We start from the raw sequence: 20,278 nt of genomic DNA on the forward strand, positions 1-20,278 counted from the left end.
TCGTAGGAGCGAGCTCTGCTCGCGAAGGGTCCGAGCGCGATCGTTCGCGAGCAGAGCTCGCTCCTACAATTCGGCCAAGCGGCTTTACTTCTCGCCCTGCTGGCGGAACTCCCTGGGGCTCAGCCCGGTCCAGCGGCGAAAGGCGCGGGTGAAGGAACTGGCCTCGTTGTAGCCAAGCTGCTGGGCGATCTCGGTGAGGCTGCGGGGCGACTGGCGCACCAGTTCGATGGCCAGCGCCTGGCGGATCTCCTCGACCAATTCGGCGAACTCCAGGTCAAGCTCCTGCAGGCGCCGTTGCAGCGTGCGCTTGCTCATGCACAACTCGGTCGCCACCTGCTCGAGGCCGACTCGCCCGCTGGCCAGGTTCGCCTCGATCACCATGCCGATGCGCGTGGTCAGGTCGGTATCGGCGAGACGGCGGCGGCGCTCTTCCTCAAGGCCGGGCAGCAACGCCTGGTACAGCCTGAGATCGGCCGTGGCCAGCGGCTCGTCGAGCAATTCGCCGGGCCAGACCATCAGGTTGGCCGGCTGGCCGAACTTCAGCGGGCACTGGAATACCTTGGCGTGCAGGCTGATATCCGCAGGTTGTGGATGCTCGAACTCCATGCGCAGCGGCGCGAACTTCCCGAGGGTGTACTCGCGCAGGCGCGAATAGAGCGTCGCCATGGCGAATTCTGCGTCCTGGCGGCGGTGCAGGACGCTGGGGTCGGTCAGCCGGTAAGTGATTTACAAGCAGCCGCCGTGCAGGCGCCAGGTCAGGTCATTGGCTTGGGCGTGCACGACGATGAAGCGGCTGGCGCACTCCAGCATGGTCCTCACATCCGCCGCGCTGCGCGCCAGGTGGCCGACCCCGCCCATCAGGCTGCCCTTGAACGGCTCGCCGAACATGCCCAGACCGAGGCGCAGCCCCAGGAAGGGGTCGCCCTGTTTGCTGGCGACTTCGAGCAGCGCGTTGTACTGGCTCAGCGGAATCTTCGCATCTGGACGCTCCAGCACCTCCTCGCTCAGCCCGACCATGGCCAGATAGGGCCGAAACAGGGCGCTATGCTGCTGCAACAGGGCTTCGGCGTAGACGGTGTGCTTCAGGCGGGACATGGCGGCAGGGCTCCTGGGCCCGGATTCTTGTTGTCGCTCGATCGCAGCCAGGCCGCACAGGCGTTGCAGGTGGTACAGCATGGCGACCGAGGCAGACGGGAGAACCTAACAGACCCCGGACAGAGCGACAACAGACAGCGCACCGGTTGGCTGGCGGCCGCGTTATCGCTCGGCGCAAGACCGACGAATGGCGCGAAATGGCAAATGCCTGGCGCTCCCTGGCGATTCAACGCGCCCGTCCATCGGCCATGGTCGGCGGTACGCTGCCCCTCGTTCCCAAAGCCAACCGGCAGCACCGGAGATACATTGATGAAAGTTTGCCTGTCACCACTGGCACTGCTCGGGGCGTTGTTCACCGCGCCGCTGGCCTATGGCCAATCGGCGCCGCCGAACATCGTGGTCATGCTGTTCGACAACCTCGCCTATGGCGAACTGGGCAGCTATGGCGGCGGCGCACTGCGTGGCGCGGAAACGCCCCGGATCGACCGCCTCGCCGAGCAGGGCCTGCGCCTGACCAACTTCAACGTCGAGGCGCAATGCACCCCCTCGCGCTCGGCGCTGCTGACCGGCCGCTTCCCGATCCGTTCGGGCACCTACAGGGTGCCGCGCAGCGGCCAGCCGGACGGACTGACGCTGTGGGAGCAGACCCTGGCCGAACTGTTGTCCGCGCGCGGCTATGCCACGGGCATCTGGGGCAAGTGGCACCTGGGCAGCAGCGAGTCGCGCTTTCCGACCCGGCAAGGCTTCGACGAGTGGTACGGGGTGCCGCGCACCTACGACGAAGTCATGTGGTCCGGCAGCGACCAGGCCACCGACCTGACCCCGGCCTTGGGCAGCAAGCAGGGCTGGAATGAAAGCCTAGCGCCAGTCCAGTACATCTACGAGGCCAAACAGGGCCAGGCCCCACGCCAGGTCAAGCAGCTGGACCTGGCCAGCAAGCGCACCCTGGATGCCGAGCTGACCGAGCGCGCCACCGCCTTCATCAAGCGCAACGCCGGCGCCGGCAAGCCGTTCTTCGCCTACATCCCCTTCTCCCTGCCGCACATGCCGACCCAGCCCAACCCGGAATTCGCCGGCCGCACCGGCAATGGCTCCTGGGCCGACTCCCTGGCGGAAATCGACCATCGCGCCGGGCAGGTGCTCGATGCCCTGAAGGACGCTGGCGTGGAGGACAACACCCTGGTGATCGTCACCAGCGACAATGGCGGCGAGGCCACCCACCCCTGGCGCGGCGCCAACGGCCCTTGGCGGGGTACCTACTTCACGGCAATGGAGGGCGGGCTGCGAGCCCCGTTCATCCTGCGCTGGCCCGGCCATGTCCCGGCGGGCAAGGTGAGCAACGAGATCGTGCATATCGTCGACCTCTACACCACCCTCGCCCATGCCGCCGGTTCACAGGTGCCCACCGACCGCGTCGTGGACGGCGTCGACCAGATGCCGTTGTTCAGCGGCCGGCAGGCCAACTCGAACCGCGAAGGCTTCCCCGCCTATGTGGCGGACCGCCTCACCGCGGTGAAATGGCGCAACTGGAAGATGCACTTCATCCAGCAGGACGAGATGTACGACCCGCCGCAGACGCTGGCCTTCCCCCGTCTCTACAACCTGCTGGCCGACCAGCGGGAAGAGCATGACGTGATGCTGGAGAACACCTGGGCGCTGCAGCCGATGATGGGCGTGGTCGGCCGCTTCAAGGCCAGCCTGGAGAAGTTTCCCCCCATCGAGGCCGGCACCCCGGACCCTTACACCCCCGCTGCGCGCTGATTTCCCCGGGCCGGCCGGCGCCATCGCACCGGCCGTCGCCCCCTCGCAACACCGATTGGCATCGAATGACAAATCAATGGCGTAGCCCAGCGATTCGCGCCCTCACCCCGGCTGTCACCTTAGGGCCCACCTTAGCCAACCGGGGAATAACCAGATGAACCCTCCTTTGCGTATGGCCGCCGGCGCGTTCGCGCTCCTGCTCAGCCATTCCGCTTCCGCCCTCGACTGCGACCCCGCCGCCGGAGAAAAGGTCTTCCTGACCAAATGCAGCGCCTGTCATGCGCTCGACGCCGACCGCGTCGGCCCGCACCTGGCCGGCGTCGTCGGCCGCCCCATGGCGTCGGTGCAGGGCTACGCCTATTCGCCGGCCCTGGCCGGTGCCAACGACAGCTGGTCGCTGGAACGCCTGGAAACGTGGCTCAGCTCCCCAGCGCAGATGTTCCCCGACACCACCATGGCCTTCGGCGGCCTGCGCAAGGCCGAAGAGCGCAAGGCGGTGCTCTGTTTCCTGCAGAACCAACGCTGACCCACCCCTCCCGATCCGTAGCACAACCAGAACAAGGACAATCCCGTGCGTATCCGACACTTCAAGCGCTGTCTGCTGGCAGCCGCCGTTTCGGCATCCATCCAGCATCCGGCGTTCGCCGTTTCCTTCAACATCGGCGAACTCCAGGGTCAGTTCGACTCAGCCCTGTCCATTGGCGCCAGCTGGGCGACCTCCGATCCGGATTCGCACCTGATCGATGTCACCAACGGCGGCAACGGTTTCTCGTCCTCGGGCGACGACGGGCGCCTGAACTTCAAGAAAGGTGAGACCTTCTCGAAGATCTTCAAGGGCGTGCACGACCTGGAGCTGAGTTACGGCGACACCCGCGCCTTCGTGCGCGGCAAGTACTGGTACGACTTCGAGCTCAAGGACGAGAGCCGTCCGTTCAAGCAGATCAGCGACGACGGTCGAGAAATGTCGGCGCGCTCCGCCGGCACGCAGATCCTCGACGCCTTCGTCTCGCAGCGCTACGAGCTGGCCGGCAATCCCGGCGACGTGCGCCTGGGCAAGCAGGTGGTGAGCTGGGGCGAGAGCCTGTTCATCAGCAACTCGATCAACTCCATCAATCCGCTGGACGTCGCCGCGCTTCGCCGGCCCGGGTCGGAGCTCAAGGAGGGCCTGATCCCGGTGAACATGTTCTACGTCGCCCAGGGCCTGGGGGAGAACCTGAGCGTCGAAGCGTTCTACCAGCTGGAGTGGAAACCCTACGCCCTGGACAACTGCGGCACCTTCTTCGGCGCCGACCCGGTGGCCAAGGGCTGCAATAACAACCTGAACGGCGGCCTGGCCGGTGTGGCGCCGCTGGAACCGATCGCCGCCGCGGCGGGCCTGGGCTTCGGCATCAGCGATCCGGAAGGGGTGATAGTCCGCCGCGAAAGGAACAACGACCCGCGAGACAGCGGCCAGTAGGGCATGGCCCTGCGCTGGCTGGGCGACGGCGTGGAGTACGCCGCCTACTACCTCAACTATCACTCCCGCGCGCCGCGCTTCAGCCTGCGCACCGCCAGCGGCGTGGCCGACTTCATCAACAACGACCCGGGCTTCGCCGCCCTCGATCCCGACCTGCAGTTCGCACTAGGCCTGGCCACCGGTGCCGGCAACACCAGCTACTTCCTCGACTACCCGGAAGACATCCACCTGTTCGGCGCCAGCTTCGCCACCGAACTGCCCACCGGCACCGCCTGGAGCGGCGAGATCAGCTACCGGCCGAATGCCCCGATCGGCATCAACACCGCCGACCTCTTCGGCGGCGCGCTGAACCCCACCTTCCGCGCCCTGACCGGCTCCGACATCGAGCCCACCGTGGCCGCCGAGGAAGGCCAGGTCCTGCAGGGCTGGAAACGCAAGGAAGTCACCCAGGCCCAGACCAGCTTCCTGCACCTGTTCGATCCGGTGCTGGGCGCCACCTCCCTGAGTCTCGCGGTGGAGGTGGGCCTCACCCACGCCGGCGGCCTCGAGTCCCTGGAGACCCAGCGCTACGGCCGCGACTCGGTGTTCGGCGACATCACCCAGGGCGGCCGCCACGGCTACTACACCGCCAACTCCTGGGGCTACCGCGCGTTCGCCAACCTCAAGTACAGCGACGTGTTCGCCGGGGTGAACCTGGCGCCGAACCTGTTCTGGTCCCACGACGTCGACGGCTACGGCCCGGTGTTCAACGAAGGCGCCAAGTCCGTCGGACTGGGTGTCGATGCTGACTACCGCAACACCTACACAGCCAGCCTCACGTACACCAACAACTTTGGCGGCGACTTCAACACCGACGTCGACCGTGACTTCGTTTCGCTGAGTTTCGGCGTGAACTTCTAAACCTTCCCGAGGGCAAGATCATGAATAGAACCGTTCAGAAAGGCTGCATCCTGGCGCTGAGTCTGCTCGCTGGCCACGTGATGGCGGCAGTCTCGGCGAACGAAGCCGCCCAACTCGGCACAGTCCTCACCCCGCTCGGTGCGCAGAAAGAAGGCAACGCCGACGGCAGCATACCCGCCTGGACCGGCGGGCTGCCGCCGGACGCCGGCGCGGTTGCGTCCAACGGTTTCCTGAGCAACCCATTTGCCAATGAAAAGCCGCTGTTCGTCATCACCGCGACCAACGCCGCGCAGTACCGCGACAAGCTGACCGATGGCCAGATGGCGATGCTTCAGCGCTACCCGCAGAGCTATCGCATCCCCGTTTACCCTTCCCATCGCTCCGCCACCGTACCCGCGGCGATCCAAGAGGCCGCTCGCAAGAGCGCGCTGCAGGTTGAGCCGATCAACGGCGGCAACGGTCTGGTCAACTTCGAGAAGAGCGGTTACTACGCCTTCCCGATCCCCAAGAATGGCGTCGAAGTGCTGTGGAACCACATCACGCGTTATGTGGGAGGCAACTACTGGCGCAGCTACATTCAGGTCACCCCACAGGTGAATGGCGCCTACACCCCGGTACGCTTCGAGGAAGAGCAGGTGTATCCAGAGCAGGTCGTCGATTTCCCGTCGGACAAGAAGGGCAACATGCTCTACATGGTCAAGCAGCGGGTGACAGCCCCGGCGCGCCTGGCCGGCACTGTCATACTCGCCCACGAGACCCTCAACCAGGTTACCGATCCGCGTATGGCCTGGATCTACAACGCTGGCCAGCGCCGTGTAAGGCGAGCGCCCCAGGTCACCTACGACGGCCCGGGCACAGCCGCCGACGGCCTGCGTACCGCAGACAATCTGGACATGTTCAACGGTGCACCGGATCGCTACGAGTGGAAACTGGTCGGCAAGAAGGAGCTGTACATCCCGTACAACAGCTACGCGCTCGAATCGCAAACGCTCAAGTACGACGACATCGTTGCAGCCGGGCATATCAACCCCGACCACACCCGCTATGAACTGCACCGGGTCTGGGAAGTGGTCGGGACGCTCAAGCCCGGCAGCCGCCACGTCTATTCCAAGCGCCATATGTTCATCGACGAAGACACCTGGCAGATCGCCGAAGTCGACCATTACGATGGCCGAGGTCAACTGTGGCGCGTCGCCGAAGGTCATTCGCTGTATCACTACAAGCAGCAAGCGTCCTATCTCGCGGTGGAAGTCCTTTATGACTTGATGTCCGGCCGCTACCTGGCACTCGGCATGCGCAACCAGGAGCCCAGCACCACCCAGTACGGCCTACAGGCGAAATTCTTCGACTTCACCCCGGCCGCCCTGCGGACCGATGGGCTGCGTTGAGGGGTAGAACGACCAGCACCGTGCCGGTCCAGCGAAGCCCAACGAGGGTAGTCATGTCCTCCCGTTGGGCTTCGTTCCTCAGCGCCAACCTACGGCGGGTCTGCGACCCGCTAGGCGATTGAAATCGTCCCTACGACATCGGCGCAATCCCTGTCCCGGATGAAGTCCGGACTACGATTTGCCAGCGTCCCCCTCCATTGGGGAGGGTCTCCTCCCGAAAGGTCACGGCAGGATTCAGCCCACGTGTGCACACGTTTGCACAGTAGCCGAGGCCCTGACATGACCCGTGACATCCCCCCTCCCGACACCCCTGCCCGGAGCAACGCGCTGGCCGGCGGGCGCGTCACGGCCAGGGTTCTCGCCGAGCGCCTCGGCGTGGCCACGTCCACGGTCACCCGCGCCTTCGACCCGCATTCGCGCATCTCTGCCGAGGTACGCCGGCGCATCCTCGCCATGGCCGACGAAGCAGGCTATAGGCCCAATGCGATCGCGCGGTCGCTGAACCGGCGGCGCACCGGGATCGTGGCGCTGGTGATGGGTGACATGACCAACCCCTTCTATCCCGCAGCCCTGGAGGAATTCTCCTTACAGCTGCGACAAACCGGCCGGCAACTGCTGCTCTTCGTGGTGCCGCCGGGCGGCGATGCGGACGAACTGATGCCCGAGCTGCTGCAGTACCAGGTCGACGCCATCGTGGTCACCGCCGCGCGGCTGTCATCACACATGTCGGACCTGTGTGGGCGCCAGGGTGTACCGGTGGTGTTCATGAACCGCCGCGTCGAGGACCCGACGGTCTGGTCGGTGTGCTGCGACAACGAGCGCATGGGGGCTGCGGTGGCCGAATACCTGGTGGGCAGCGGGCGCCGCGCCTGTGCCTTCGTAGCGGGTGACCCAAGCATCTCCACGACCACCGACCGCCTACTCGGTTTCGAGCGAGGCCTGGCCGCGCATGGCCTGCGTCTGGTCGCCTGCGAGCAGGGCGGATACAGCTACGAAGGCGCACGCGATGCGGCGGCCCGGCTGTTCGCAGCCGGCCAGCCCGGTATCGATGCGGTGTTCTGCGCCAACGACCTGATGGCCCTCGGCGTACTCAGCCACCTGCGCATGAACACCAACCTGCGCGTCCCCGAGGACGTGGCCGTGGTCGGTTTCGACGATATCCGCGCCACCGCCTACCCGGAAAACGACCTAACCACGGTGCGCCAGCCGCTGAACGAAATGATCGATTGCGCCATCCGGCTGCTCGACGAGGGCCGCCCCGGCGGCAGCGTCGCCGAGGCACTGCGCGAACTGCCGGGGCGACTGGTGCTGCGCTCCACTGCCTAGAAAAGCCCTCCAATCAACCCGCATGCCGCCCAGGCGGCTATCTACCGCAACAGGAAGTCCCCATGATCCAACACCTCAAGAAGGGCCAGTCGGCCCAGGCCAAGGCCAGCAACCACGCGCAGGTCCGCGCCACCGTGGAAGCCATCCTCGCCGACATCGAACAGCGCGGTGACGCCGCCGTGCGTGAATATTCCGGGAAGTTCGACCAGTGGTCACCGGCAAGCTTCCGACTCAGCCAGGAACAGATCGACGCCTGCATCGGCAACCTGCCGCAGCAGACCCTCGACGATATCCGCTTCGCCCAGGAACAGATCCGCCGCTTCGCGCAGATCCAGAAAGACTCCATGCACGATGTCGAGGTGGAGACCCTGCCGGGCGTGGTGCTCGGCCACCGCAACATCCCGGTCAACTCGGTGGGCTGCTACATCCCAGGCGGCAAGTACCCGCTGATCGCCAGCGCGCACATGAGCGTGCTCACCGCCAAGGTGGCCGGCGTCAAACGCGTGATCGCCAGTGCGCCGCCCTTCGAGGGCAAGCCCTGCCCCGAGATCGTGGCCGCCATGCACCTGGCGGGCGCCGATGAAATCTACTGCCTTGGCGGTGTCCAGGCGGTGGCGGCCATGGCCATTGGCACAGAAAGCATCAAGGGCGTGGACATGATCGTCGGCCCGGGCAACGCCTACGTGGCCGAAGCCAAGCGCCAGCTCTTCGGCCGCGTGGGCATCGACCTGTTCGCAGGCCCCACCGAGACCCTGGTGATCTGCGACGACACGATGGACGCCGAGCTGGTGGCCGTCGACCTGCTGGGCCAGGCCGAGCACGGCCCCACCTCCCCGGCCTACTGCGTGACCACCAGCAGGACGATCGCCGAAGAGCTGCCGGCCGCCATCGAGCGAGTGCTCGCCCGCCTGGACACCGCGCCGGTGGCCGGTGCCGCCTGGCGCGACTTCGGCGAGATCTACCTGTGCGACACCGACGAAGAGGCCCTGGAAGTCGCCGAGGGACTGTGCTCCGAGCATGTCCAGGTGATGACCCGGGACCCGGACTGGTACCACGAGCGCATGACCTGCTACGGCGCCCTGTTCCTCGGCCACCGCACCAATGTCAGCTACGGCGACAAGGTGATCGGAACCAACCACACCCTGCCCACCATGGGTGCGGGCCGCTACACCGGCGGGCTGTGGGTCGGCAAGTTCATCAAGACCCACACCTACCAGCGCGTGATGACCGACGAAGCGAGCGTGATGGTCGGCGAGTACTGTTCGCGCCTGTGCGGCTACGAGCATATGTCCGGCCACAAGGAGCAGGCGGACATCCGCGTGCGCCGCATGAAGGTGGAGGCCTGAGCCAATGAGCAAGCCCACTCCGGAAAGCCGCAGCGCCTATCGCTACTTCCGCGACATCACCACGCGCTGGATGGACAACGACGTCTACGCCCACGTCAACAACGTCGTCTACTACAGCTGGTTCGACACCGTGGTGAATGCCTGGCTGCTCGAACAGAAAGTCCTGGATTTCGCCGAGAGCCCCACAGTCGGCCTGGTGGTGGAAACCGGCTGCAGCTACTTCTCGTCCATCGCCTTCCCCGACATCGTGCGCGCCGGGCTGCGGGTAGCGCGCCTGGGAACCTCCAGCGTGCGCTACGAAGTCGGCCTGTTCGCCAATGACAACGACATCGCCTCCGCCCAGGGGCATTTCGTGCACGTCTACGTGGACCGCCTGACCCGCCGCCCGGTGCCGCTGCCGGATGCCCTGCGCCGCGCACTGGAAAGCATCCAGGTGGCGTCATGAACAGGTTCGAGAACCGTGTGGCGGTGATCACCGGAGCCGCCTCGGGCTTCGGCAAGGCCTTTGCCGAGAAAGCTGCGGACCTTGGCATGAGGCTCGCGCTGGCCGATATCCAGGCGGAGGCGCTTGAAACCGTGGTCAACGGGCTGAAGGCGCGCGGCGCCGAGGTGATCGGTCTGCGTACCGACGTCTCCAGCCCGGCCCAGGTTCAGGCCCTGGCCGATGCGGCGCTGGAGCAGTTCGGCGCGGTCCACCTACTGTTCAACAACGCCGGCGTGCTCGCCGGCGGCCTGGTGTGGGAAAACAGCGAAAAGGACTGGGAATGGGTGCTGGGCGTCAACGTTCGCAGCGTGATCCACGGGGTGCGCATCTTCACCCCGCTGATGCTGGCGGCCGCCGCGGAGGACCCGGACTACGAAGGGCACATCGTCAACACCGCCTCCATGGCCGGGCTACTCAACGCCCCGACCCTGGGTGCCTACAACCTCAGCAAACAGGCCGTGGTGTCCCTCAGCGAGACGCTCTACCAGGATCTCGCCCTGGTCTCCGGGCAGGTGCACTGCTCGGTGCTGTGCCCGTACTTCGTGCCCACCGGCATCAGCCAATCCGCCCGCAACCGCCCGGACGAACTGGTCGATGGCAACGGACCGACACACTCCCAGCAGGTGGCCCTGGCGCAGAACCAGAAGGCCACCCATTCGGCTAAGGTCAGCGCCGAACAGATCGCCGAACTGACCTTCGAAGCGGTCCGGCAGCGTCGCTTCTACATTTACTCGCATCCCCGGGCGATGGGGGCGGTGCGCGAGCGATTCGAAGCCATGGTCGAACAGCGCAACCCGCCCGATCCCTACGCCGGTCACCCGGAACTGCGCGCACGGCTGGTCGCGGCGCTACGCGACTGAAGCGCCCGCCCCGGTCATCAGGCTCAACTCCAAGGAGACATGTTCATGATCCAACGTATCAAGCAGCTGGCCATCGCGGGCCTGGCCTGCGCGCTGCTCGTCGCACCGGCGGCGCAGGCCCGCCCGGACAAGCCCAACATCCTGGTCATCTGGGGCGACGACATCGGCTGGCAGAACGTCAGCGCCTACGGCATGGGCACCATGGGCTACACCACGCCGAGCATCGACAGCATCGGCCTGCAGGGCGCGCGCTTCACCGACCATTACGCCCAACCCTCGTGCACCGCCGGCCGTGCAGCCTTCATCACCGGCCAGTATCCGATCCGCTCGGGCATGACCACGGTGGGCCAGCCGGGGGACAAGCTGGGCCTGCAGGCCGCCTCGCCGAGCCTGGCCGAAGTGCTGAAAGGCGCCGGCTACCGCACCGGCCAGTTCGGCAAGAACCACCTGGGTGACAACAACCCCCACCTGCCCACCGTACACGGCTTCGACGAGTTCTTCGGCAACCTCTACCACCTCAATACCGAGGAGCAGCACGAGTACGCCGACTACCAGAACTTCGCAAAGGACTACCCCGGCGGCCCGGCGGCGTTCGCCAAGAAGTTCCAGACCCGTGGCGTGCTGCACACCTTCGCCAGCGACAAGGATGATCCGACGGTGGACCCGCGCTTCGGGCCGGTCGGCAAGCAGACCATCGAAGATACCGGCCCGCTGACGATGAAGCGCATGGAAGACTTCGACGGTGCCGAGGTAATCCCCATGGCGCTGGATTTCATGCGCAAGGCGCAGAAAGAGGACAAGCCGTTCTTCGTCTGGCTCAACACCAGCCGCATGCATCTCTACACCCACCTCAACGACCAGTGGCGCCACGCCGCCGCGAAGTACACCCACGAGGACGATACCCAGGGCAGCGGCATGCTGCAGCACGACCATGACATCGGCCAGGTGCTCGCCTTCCTCAAGGCCAACGGTCTGGAGGACAACACCATCGTCTGGTACTCCACCGACAACGGCCCGGAGCATTCCTCCTGGCCCCATGGCGCCACCACGCCCTTCCGAGGCGAGAAAATGACCACCTTCGAAGGCGGCGTGCGCGTGCCATCGATGCTGCGCTGGCCGGGTGTGGTAAAACCTGGACTGATCCTGAACGGCATCCAGGGGCACCAGGACATGTTCACCAGCTTCGCCGCCGCGGCCGGCGTACCGGACGTGGCCGAGCGGATGAAAAAGGAGAAGAGCCAGTACATCGACGGGGTGAACAACCTGGACTACTGGATCGGCAAATCCCCGCAGAGCGCGCGCACTAGCATCCTCTACTACATCGAAAGCAAGCTGACCGCAGTGCGCATGGGCTCCTGGAAGCTGCACTTCTCTACCAAGGAGGATTACTACGCGCAAGTCGTGCCGCGCTTCGCGCCGCTGATGTTCAACCTGCGCAGCGATCCCTTCGAGAGCTATGACAGCAAGGACTCATACGGCCATCTGATCCAGAAGTCCTCGTGGATATCGGGACCCATGGGCGAACTGATCGGCGCGCACCTGAAGACCCTGGCCGAGTACCCCCCGGTGCAGACCGCCAAGTCCTTCGACCGATCGAACCTGGTGCAGGACTTCCTGCAGAAGCAAAAGAAGGTGCCATGATGCCGAGGCTGCGCCGCCATTGCAGCACCGCGCAGGCGCGGGCCGCCCGCCATTTCCTGGCGCTCTGCCTGCTGCTCGTTTCCAGCGTGGGTAGCGGACAGGCGGAGCAACCCCCGGCGCTGGCCCTCGACCCGGTGGGCTACGCGCCCGCCGAAAGCTGCATCGGTTGCCACACCGGACAGGCCCAGACCTGGGAGGGCTCCGACCACCAGCGGGCCATGGCCAGGGCCAGCCCCGACAGTGTCTTGGGGGACTTCGCCGACGTCCGCTTCGACAAAGCGGGCGTGCAGGCGCGGTTCTTCCGCAAGGGCGATGGCTATTTCGTCAACACCGAGGGCGCCGACGGCAAGCCGGCGGACTTCCAGGTGCTCTACAGCTTCGGCCACTACCCCCTGCAACAGTACCTGGTGGCCTTTCCGGGCGGCCGCCTGCAGGCGCTGACCATCGCCTGGGACAGCCGCCCGAAGCAGGCCGGCGGCCAGCGCTGGTTCTCGCTCTACCCGGGCCAGCACTTCGCGCCAAGCGACCCGCTGCACTGGACCGGCCGCTACCAGAACTGGAACGCCATGTGCGCCGACTGCCACTCCACCAACCTGCAGAAGCACTACGACGACAAGACCGATAGCTTCGCCAGCACCTGGCATGAGCAGAATGTCGGCTGCCAGGCCTGTCATGGTCCAGGGCAGGCCCATGTCGACTGGGCGCGCCAGGCTCCGCCCGGCCAGTCCCCAGCCTCGTCCCGCGACATGGGCCTGGCGGTGGACTTCAAGGCCCTCGGCAGCAGGGGCCTGGTGGAGCAGTGCGCCTACTGTCACAGCCGCCGCCAGGGCCTGGGAAACGGCCAGCAGCCCGGCCAGGGACTGCTGGCGTCGGCGCTGCCCGCCAGCCTGCGCGCGGACCTCTACCACGCCGACGGGCAGATAGACGGCGAAGTGTACGAATACGCTTCCTTCGCCCAGAGCCGGATGTACGCCGCCGGGGTCGGCTGCACCGATTGCCACGACCCCCACAGCACGCGGGTGAAGGTGGAAGGCAACGGCCTCTGCCTGCAGTGCCATAACCCCACGCCCCCGGCGCGATTCCCCGGCCTGCGGGTGAAGGACTACGACAGCCCGGCGCACCATCATCACCAGACCAGTTCCGCGGGCGCGCAATGCGTCGGCTGCCACATGCCGAGCAAGACCTACATGGTGGTGGACCCCCGCCGCGACCACAGCCTGCGCATACCCCGCCCGGACCTCGCGGACAAGACCGCGAGCCCCGACGCCTGCACCGCTTGCCATCGGGACAAAGAGCCGCAGTGGGCGGCGCGCGCTATCGAAGGCTGGTTCGGCCAGCCGCAGCGCCCGCGGCACTATGGCGAGGCCTTCAACGCCGCGCGCAGCCAGGGAGCCGAGGCCCTGCCATTGCTGCGCAAGGTGCTTGAGGACATGGGCCAGCCAGCCGTGGTGCGCGCCAGCGCGGCCGCGCAACTGCTGCCGTTCGGCCCACCGGCATTGCCCAGCCTGAGCCAGGCCCTGGACGACCCCAGCGCCCTGGTACGCGCCTACGCCGCTTCCGCCTTCGCCGAGGAGCTGCCGGTGCGGAGGGTCGAGCGCTTGCTGCCGCTGCTGGACGACCCCGACCTGGCGGTGCGCGACGAAGCCCTGCGGGCACTGGCTGGCATTCCCTCGACGGCGCTGCCGGAACCCCGGCGCGCCGCCTTCAAGGCGCAGTTGGCGGACTACGAGCGGCGACTGCGCGGCAACGCCGACCTGCCCGGCAACCGACTCAACCTGGCGGTGTTCCTGGAACGCGAGGGACGCCAGTTGGAGGCCCTGGAAGAATATCGCCAGGCCCTGCGGATGGACCCCTACTTTTCCCCGGCCCGAGTCAACCTGGCGACTTTGGCCAACAGCCTGCTGCGCCAGGACGAAGCCGAGCGGACACTGCGGGACGGCCTCGCCCTGGCCGACCAGCCCGCGACGGACCACGGCAACCTGGCCTACATGCTCGCCCTGCTGCTGGTGGAGCATGGCCGGGCCGAGGAAGGTCTGCCCTGGCTTGAGCAGGCTGCCATGGTCATGCCCGGGGATTCCCGCATCCGCTACAACCAGGGCCTGCTGTTGCTCCGCCTGGCCCGCCCGGACGAGGCCCGCGCAGCGCTCGAAGCCGGCTTGGCGCAAAGCCCAGCCGATGGCGACCTGCTCTACGCCCTCGCCTACCTGCATGCCATCGCAGGACGGCGCGACCAGGCTCGGGAATACCTGCGCCAGCTGGAACATAGCGCCCCGGGCGACACCCGACTGGCGGGGATGAAACAGGAGTTGGACAGGCCTTGAAACCCGCTTCTGCGGATCGGCAAGCCCACCCGGCGTCCGCGCAAAAGGCATCCGCCCGTGCAGGAGCGAGCTTGCTCGCGAAGCGCCCTAGCATTCCGCCATTCGCCAGCAGGGCTGGCTCCTGCAAACGCAATCGCAATGTGCCCAGAGGTGCGCCTGGCCGCTTCGCCTCGAGGCCTGAATGGGGCAAGGTGGATGCCGGAAGTCCCGCCGGTGCGCGCAGCGAACCCCACCCGCTCAGCATCATCCAGCCTTCGGGATAGTGAAAAACCCGCTCCGGGGAGCGGGTTTTCTGTGCCGCAAGCCAGGAAGCGCTATTACAGCAGCTTTTCCAGTTCCGGTACGGCTTCGAACAGGTCAGCCACCAGGCCGTAGTCCGCGACCTGGAAGATCGGGGCTTCTTCGTCCTTGTTGATTGCGACGATGACCTTGGAGTCCTTCATGCCGGCCAGGTGCTGGATGGCACCGGAGATACCGACGGCGATGTACAGCTGCGGCGCGACGATCTTGCCAGTCTGGCCGACCTGCATGTCGTTCGGTACGAAACCGGCGTCGACGGCGGCACGGGAAGCGCCCACGGCAGCCCCCAGCTTGTCAGCCAGGGCGTAGAGGTGCTTGAAGTTCTCGCCGTTCTGCATACCACGGCCGCCGGACACCACGATCTTCGCGGCGGTCAGCTCTGGACGGTCGGACTTGGCCAGCTCTTCACCAACGAAGGCGGACTTGCCAGCGTCGGTCACGGTGCTCACGGCTTCGATGGCAGCGGAACCGCCTTCGGCCGCAGCAGCGTCGAAACCGGTACCACGCACGGTGATCACTTTCACGGCCGCCGATGACTGCACGGTGGCGATGGCGTTACCGGCGTAGATCGGGCGCTTGAAGGTATCCGCGCTTTCGACGGCGATGATCTCGGAGATCTGGTCGACGTCCAACAGGGCAGCCACGCGCGGCAGGTAGTTCTTGCCGTTGGTGGTGGCAGCGGCCAGCACGTGGCTGTAGCCCTTGCCCAGCTCAGCGATCAGCGGAGCAACGTTTTCCGGCAACTGATGGGCATAGGCAGCGTTGTCGGCTACCAGAACCTTGGAGACACCGGCGACTTTGGCGGCGGCTTCAGCTACGGCACCTACGCCCTGGCCAGCGACCAGAACGTGGATGTCGCCGCCGATTTTTTGCGCAGCACTAACGGTGTTCAGGGTGGCGGCTGCCAGAGCGGCGTTCGAATGTTCAGCAACAACCAGGATAGCCATCAGATTACCTTCGCCTCGTTCTTCAGTTTGTCGACCAGTTCAGCCACGGACTTGACCTTGATGCCGGCTTGGCGGGCAGCCGGCGCTTCGACTTTCAGGGTCTTCACGGTGGAAGCAGTGGAAACACCCAGGGCATCCGGGGTCACCACGTCCAGCGGCTTCTTCTTGGCTTTCATGATGTTCGGCAGCGACGCGTAGCGCGGCTCGTTCAGACGCAGGTCGGTGGTGACGATCGCTGGCAGGTTCAGCGCAACGGTCTGCAGACCGCCGTCGATCTCGCGGGTCACGTTGACTTTGTCGCCCGCCACTTCAACTTTGGAGGCGAAAGTGCCCTGGGCATAGCCGGTCAGGGCGCCGAGCATCTGGCCAGTCTGGTTGTTGTCGCTGTCGATGGCTTGTTTGCCGAGGATGACCAGCTGCGGCTGTTCTTTCTCAACGACTGCTTTCAGCAGTTTGGCCACGGCCAGGGAGTTCAGTTCGTCAGCGCTTTCCACCAGAATGGCACGGTCGGCACCCAGGGCCAGGGCCGTACGCAGCTGCTCTTGAGCGGTGTTCGGGCCGATGGTGACGACGACGATTTCACTCGCTACGCCTTTTTCTTTCAGACGGACGGCCTCTTCCACGGCGATTTCGCAGAAGGGGTTCATCGACATCTTGACGTTGGCGAGATCGACGCCGGAGTTGTCCGCCTTGACGCGGACCTTGACGTTGAAATCGACCACGCGCTTTACCGCAGCCAGTACTTTCATCTAGGACTCCTGTTGAACGGGACACTGCGTTCCCATTCCCCTCCAGAAGGGGTAAGTTTCAGGTGTATCAACTATCCAGCCGCTGCAGGTCGGCATGGTGGTCGAAGGGTTGGTAGCGCGCTTGCCGGTCGCGCATGACCTTGATCATCGCGATGCCGGGGTCGCGCGGCAGGAATAGACGCCCACCGTTGGCCACCAAATGGTCCAACAGGCGCTCCTTTTCGTCGATCAAGCATTCCGGGTTTCGATCGAAGGCGGTGGTCAGTTCGAGTCTGAGCCAGTGCATAGCGGGAACCAGGTCGCCGGCGAAGACGATGGGCCCGCCGGGCATGTCTATTTCCGGGAGCAATTGGCCAGGCGTGTAGCCATCGCTGACATGAAAACGCCAGCCCTCGCCCAGGAAATCGCCGTTCTGTTCATCCAGCAGCTTCAAGCGACCACTGCCTTCCAGTTGCCGAATGATCTGCGGCACAAACCATGCGCGGTCACGAGGATGCGGGTGACGGGCCCGCAGCCAATGGCGCCGTCCGGTCAGGTAGCGCGCCACGGGGAACAGTAGCCTGGGAGTGTTGCCCTCGCGTACCGCCTCTTCCACATCATGGGGAAGCACAGCATGCAGATGGGTCATCATCACGGCATGGATTTGCCCCTCTCCCAAGCCCAGACGGGCAAGACCGTCTAACAAACCGAGTGCTGCCGGCTGGCAACGGCAAGTGCGCGACGGCGGTGCGAGGAGCGCATCGGTCCCGGCCATGACTAGGATGTTCACACCGTCCTGCTGCACGAGCAGCGCACGGCTAGCCATCTCCACACGATTATCGTGGTCGGGGCTGAGCCACTCGAGCCAGTACCGCCGGGGCATACTGCCAAACAGGGCACCGCCATCGAGCTTACGGCTCCTGCCGCTTAACGTGGAAAGACTGCGGTTCACAACATTCACCTCTCTGGACAGGCCATCTCCGACGACTCGACGGCGCCCGATTGCCATTCAAAGCCTATTCAGGGCGAGAATTCCTCTCCCCCCTCCCGTTGGGTGGGTGTTGGATTGCAGGTGGAAGGCATAGTCCTGTCATCGGATTCTTTTTCTATGGAGTACTTATGCAGGATGTAGTTATCGTCGCCGCCACCCGCACCGCCATCGGCAGCTTCCAGGGTGCCCTGGCGGCCATTCGCGCCCCGGAGCTGGGTGCCGCGGTGATCCGCCAGTTGCTGGCCCAGACCGGCCTCGACGGCGCAGAAGTGGATGAAGTCATCCTCGGCCAGGTGCTCACCGCAGGCTCCGGCCAGAACCCGGCCCGCCAGGCCGCCATCCTCGCCGGCCTGCCGCACGCGGTACCGGCCATGACCCTGAGCAAGGTCTGCGGCTCCGGCCTCAAGGCCCTGCACCTGGCGGCCCAGGCTATCCGCTGTGGCGACGCCGAGGTCATCATCGCTGGCGGCCAGGAGAACATGAGCCTGGCACCGTACGTGATGCCAGGTGCCCGCACCGGCCTGCGCATGGGCCACGCCAAGCTGGTCGACACCATGATCCAGGATGGCCTGTGGGACGCCTTCAACGACTACCACATGGGCATCACCGCCGAGAACCTGGTGGAGAAGTACGGCATCAGCCGTGAAGCCCAGGACGCCTTCGCCGCCGCCTCGCAGCAGAAGGCCGTGGCCGCCATCGAAGGTGGGCGATTCGTGGATGAGATCACCCCTATCCTGATCCCGCAGAAGAAGGGCACCCCCGTTGCCTTCGCCACGGACGAGCAGCCGCGTGCCGGCACCACCGCCGAAGCCCTGGCCAAGCTCAAGCCGGCCTTCAAGAAAGACGGCAGCGTCACCGCCGGCAACGCCTCCAGCCTCAACGACGGCGCCGCTGCCGTGCTGCTGATGAGCGAGGCCAAGGCCAAGGCCCTCGGCCTGCCGGTGCTGGCGCGCATCGCCAGCTACGCCAACGCCGGCGTCGACCCGGCGATCATGGGCATCGCCCCGGTCTCGGCGACTCGTCGATGCCTGGAAAAGGCCGGCTGGAGCCTGGCTGATCTCGACCTGATCGAAGCCAACGAAGCCTTCGCCGCCCAGGCCCTGTCCGTCGGCCAGGAGCTGGGCTGGGATGCCGACAAGGTCAACGTCAACGGCGGCGCCATCTCCCTTGGCCACCCCATCGGCGCCTCCGGCTGCCGTGTGCTGGTGACCCTGCTGCACGAGATGATCAAGCGCGACGCCAGGAGGGGCCTCGCCACCCTATGCATCGGCGGCGGACAGGGTGTGGCATTGGCCATTGAGCGGTGCTGAATAACAGGTCATTTGTTCGAACCCCCATGCATTTTTTGGCCGAGCGGTGCCAGGAAAGGCGGCGCGCTCGGTTAAACCACTGTGATTAGACATTTCTGTTGGAAAGGCCAGAGCCTCTCGCTCTATCCGTGAAGTCCTGCCTGTAAGTCATGCTGCTCCTAACAGCCTGTTGAAATTCGCCGCCATGCTAACGGTCACTGCTTGTGACGGCGGTGGTCGCGGTCGCACGAGCCCTATTCAGGGCCTCGCGCGGGGCCAATAGCCCTGGCAGGCTGCGGGCGCACCATCCCCGTCAGCGCGCTCATACGGCTGTGCCGGCCGCCAGCAGCTTCGGCAGATGCACCAGGTTGCTTGCCGCCATGGCCAACTGGAACAGCGCTTGGACACGCTCAAGGCCCCGTTGCTTCACCTGGCGAATGCCTGCCGCGGCCTTGAGCCAGCCAAAGTGGGTTCGATCCAGACGCGGTTCCTTGAGCTCAGGGCATAGCCGGCGTGTCGCGTCGTGCAGTCGTCGATGGCGCTGCGCCGACCACTGGTGTTCTGGGCCACATGCGGTGTCACGCCGAGGGCGCGACAGGCGACCACGAAGTCGGCCGTGTCGTAGGCCTTGTCCGTAGCCAAGGTGCGCCGGCGACGACCACCGAGTTCGCCCAGCATCTCCAGTGCGGCTTCACGCTCGCCCCGGCCACTGGCCAGACTCACATCAGCACTGCGCACCAGGCCTCTGAGATGCTCCATCAGCACATACCCCATGTAGCTCAACTGTGCGCCAGTGTTATGGTTCTTGCGGTACAGCCGGGCGTCCGGATCGCTGATTGAAGTATGGGTATCGCTGCTGCGCTTCTGTCCCTTGAATTCCGGCTGGGCGTTGCGTGGGCCAGGGGGCTGGTCATTTGGGAGTCGTCCTTGGGGCGGAAGTTCTTCTGTGAGGCCCAGGCCTGCTGCAGCGTGCCGTCAACCGAGAATTGCTCATCGAAAATCAGCCCCTGCATCTCCGCCAGACGCACCACCTCGTTCAGAAGCTGTACGGCCACTGCCTGGGCATTCAGGCGGTCACGATTCTTCGAGAATACCGAGTGATCCCACTCCGGATCATTGATGGCCAGCCCAACGGAACAGCGGAACAGCGGAACAGCGGAACAGCGGAACAGCAATTTGTAGACCAGTTGCTCCATGAGCATGCGTTCGCTACGCAGCGAATAGAACAGTTGCAGCAGTTGCGCCCGCATCAACTTCTCGGGGCGATCGAGACGCACCCGGTGTCGGCATACAAAGTGTCGAGCAGGGCACTCAGCCGCCGCAGCGCTGCGTCTGCCAGCTTGCGGATGGCGCGTAGTGGGGGGTGAATCGCCGGCACGAAATCGTCGAGCCTGGCGACGGTGAACAGGGCTTCCTGAGTGGTATCCGCTCCACGCATGGCAGTC

Annotated in this window: 14 protein-coding genes and 3 pseudogenes; 11 read left to right on the forward strand and 6 right to left on the reverse strand. The window is 65.5% G+C overall.

Going from position 1 to position 20,278, the window contains the following annotated elements:
• Positions 1-84: 84 nt before the first annotated feature.
• Entirely contained in the window at positions 85-516 is a 432-nt protein-coding gene (locus tag OXH74_RS25425; RefSeq protein ID WP_375741687.1) for a helix-turn-helix transcriptional regulator, read from the reverse strand.
• A pseudogene (locus tag OXH74_RS25430) lies at positions 493-1,176 on the reverse strand (AraC family transcriptional regulator); the annotation flags it as partial. The gene OXH74_RS25425 and the pseudogene OXH74_RS25430, both read right to left, overlap by 24 nt.
• A 228-nt stretch (positions 1,177-1,404) precedes the next feature.
• Here OXH74_RS25430 and OXH74_RS25435 point away from each other — a divergent pair.
• The 10 genes and pseudogenes from OXH74_RS25435 (at position 1,405) to OXH74_RS25480 (ending at position 14,578) form a co-directional block, all read left to right on the forward strand.
• Positions 1,405-2,856: an arylsulfatase gene (locus OXH74_RS25435; protein WP_375739412.1), complete on the forward strand. Its 1,452-nt coding sequence runs from the start codon at positions 1,405-1,407 to the stop codon at positions 2,854-2,856.
• Between the two features lie 154 nt (positions 2,857-3,010).
• Positions 3,011-3,382, forward strand: coding sequence for a c-type cytochrome (locus OXH74_RS25440; RefSeq protein WP_375739413.1), 372 nt, complete (start codon positions 3,011-3,013; stop codon positions 3,380-3,382).
• A gap of 45 nt (positions 3,383-3,427) precedes the next feature.
• Positions 3,428-5,212: pseudogene (locus tag OXH74_RS25445) on the forward strand (DUF1302 domain-containing protein).
• A gap of 20 nt (positions 5,213-5,232) precedes the next feature.
• The gene (locus OXH74_RS25450; RefSeq protein ID WP_375739414.1) at positions 5,233-6,600 is read left to right on the forward strand and encodes a DUF1329 domain-containing protein; all 1,368 of its coding nucleotides are present in this window, start codon (positions 5,233-5,235) and stop codon (positions 6,598-6,600) included.
• A 279-nt stretch (positions 6,601-6,879) separates the two neighbouring features.
• Positions 6,880-7,926 (forward strand): LacI family DNA-binding transcriptional regulator, encoded by a 1,047-nt coding sequence (locus OXH74_RS25455; RefSeq protein WP_375739415.1) that lies wholly within the window; start codon positions 6,880-6,882, stop codon positions 7,924-7,926.
• A gap of 62 nt (positions 7,927-7,988) precedes the next feature.
• A complete protein-coding gene (gene hisD / locus OXH74_RS25460; protein ID WP_375739416.1) occupies positions 7,989-9,272 on the forward strand; it encodes a histidinol dehydrogenase in 1,284 nt (427 codons plus the stop codon).
• 4 nt (positions 9,273-9,276) lie between these two features.
• Positions 9,277-9,717, forward strand: a complete 441-nt coding sequence (locus tag OXH74_RS25465) for an acyl-CoA thioesterase (RefSeq protein ID WP_375739417.1) — start codon at positions 9,277-9,279, stop codon at positions 9,715-9,717.
• Positions 9,714-10,616 carry an SDR family oxidoreductase gene (locus tag OXH74_RS25470; RefSeq protein WP_375739418.1) on the forward strand — a complete coding sequence of 301 codons (903 nt, stop codon included), beginning with the start codon at positions 9,714-9,716 and terminating at the stop codon, positions 10,614-10,616. Before OXH74_RS25465 ends, OXH74_RS25470 begins: the two co-directional genes overlap by 4 nt.
• 45 nt (positions 10,617-10,661) lie before the next feature.
• The gene (locus OXH74_RS25475) at positions 10,662-12,257 is read left to right on the forward strand and encodes an arylsulfatase (RefSeq protein ID WP_375739419.1); all 1,596 of its coding nucleotides are present in this window, start codon (positions 10,662-10,664) and stop codon (positions 12,255-12,257) included.
• Positions 12,254-14,578: a tetratricopeptide repeat protein gene (locus OXH74_RS25480; protein WP_375739420.1), complete on the forward strand. Its 2,325-nt coding sequence runs from the start codon at positions 12,254-12,256 to the stop codon at positions 14,576-14,578. Before OXH74_RS25475 ends, OXH74_RS25480 begins: the two co-directional genes overlap by 4 nt.
• A gap of 317 nt (positions 14,579-14,895) precedes the next feature.
• Here OXH74_RS25480 and OXH74_RS25485 read toward each other — a convergent pair whose 3' ends face one another.
• The 3 genes from OXH74_RS25485 to OXH74_RS25495 all read right to left on the reverse strand — a co-directional run bounded on the left by OXH74_RS25485 (position 14,896) and on the right by OXH74_RS25495 (position 17,505).
• The gene (locus OXH74_RS25485; RefSeq protein WP_375739421.1) at positions 14,896-15,825 is read right to left on the reverse strand and encodes an electron transfer flavoprotein subunit alpha/FixB family protein; all 930 of its coding nucleotides are present in this window, start codon (positions 15,823-15,825) and stop codon (positions 14,896-14,898) included.
• The gene (locus OXH74_RS25490; RefSeq protein ID WP_375739422.1) at positions 15,825-16,574 is read right to left on the reverse strand and encodes an electron transfer flavoprotein subunit beta/FixA family protein; all 750 of its coding nucleotides are present in this window, start codon (positions 16,572-16,574) and stop codon (positions 15,825-15,827) included. The genes OXH74_RS25485 and OXH74_RS25490 overlap by 1 nt, the downstream gene beginning before the upstream one ends.
• A 67-nt stretch (positions 16,575-16,641) precedes the next feature.
• Positions 16,642-17,505, reverse strand: coding sequence for an MBL fold metallo-hydrolase (locus OXH74_RS25495; RefSeq protein WP_375739423.1), 864 nt, complete (start codon positions 17,503-17,505; stop codon positions 16,642-16,644).
• A 167-nt stretch (positions 17,506-17,672) separates the two neighbouring features.
• Here OXH74_RS25495 and OXH74_RS25500 point away from each other — a divergent pair, with 167 nt between their 5' ends.
• Positions 17,673-18,854, forward strand: coding sequence for an acetyl-CoA C-acetyltransferase (locus OXH74_RS25500; protein ID WP_375739424.1), 1,182 nt, complete (start codon positions 17,673-17,675; stop codon positions 18,852-18,854).
• Between the two features lie 301 nt (positions 18,855-19,155).
• Here the strand turns inward: OXH74_RS25500 and OXH74_RS25505 are convergent.
• Positions 19,156-20,271 (reverse strand): annotated as a pseudogene (locus OXH74_RS25505) (IS5 family transposase).
• Positions 20,272-20,278: the final 7 nt, after the last annotated feature.

It is taken from the genome of Metapseudomonas boanensis, assembly GCF_042232855.1.
GTDB classification, from domain to species: domain Bacteria; phylum Pseudomonadota; class Gammaproteobacteria; order Pseudomonadales; family Pseudomonadaceae; genus Metapseudomonas; species Metapseudomonas boanensis.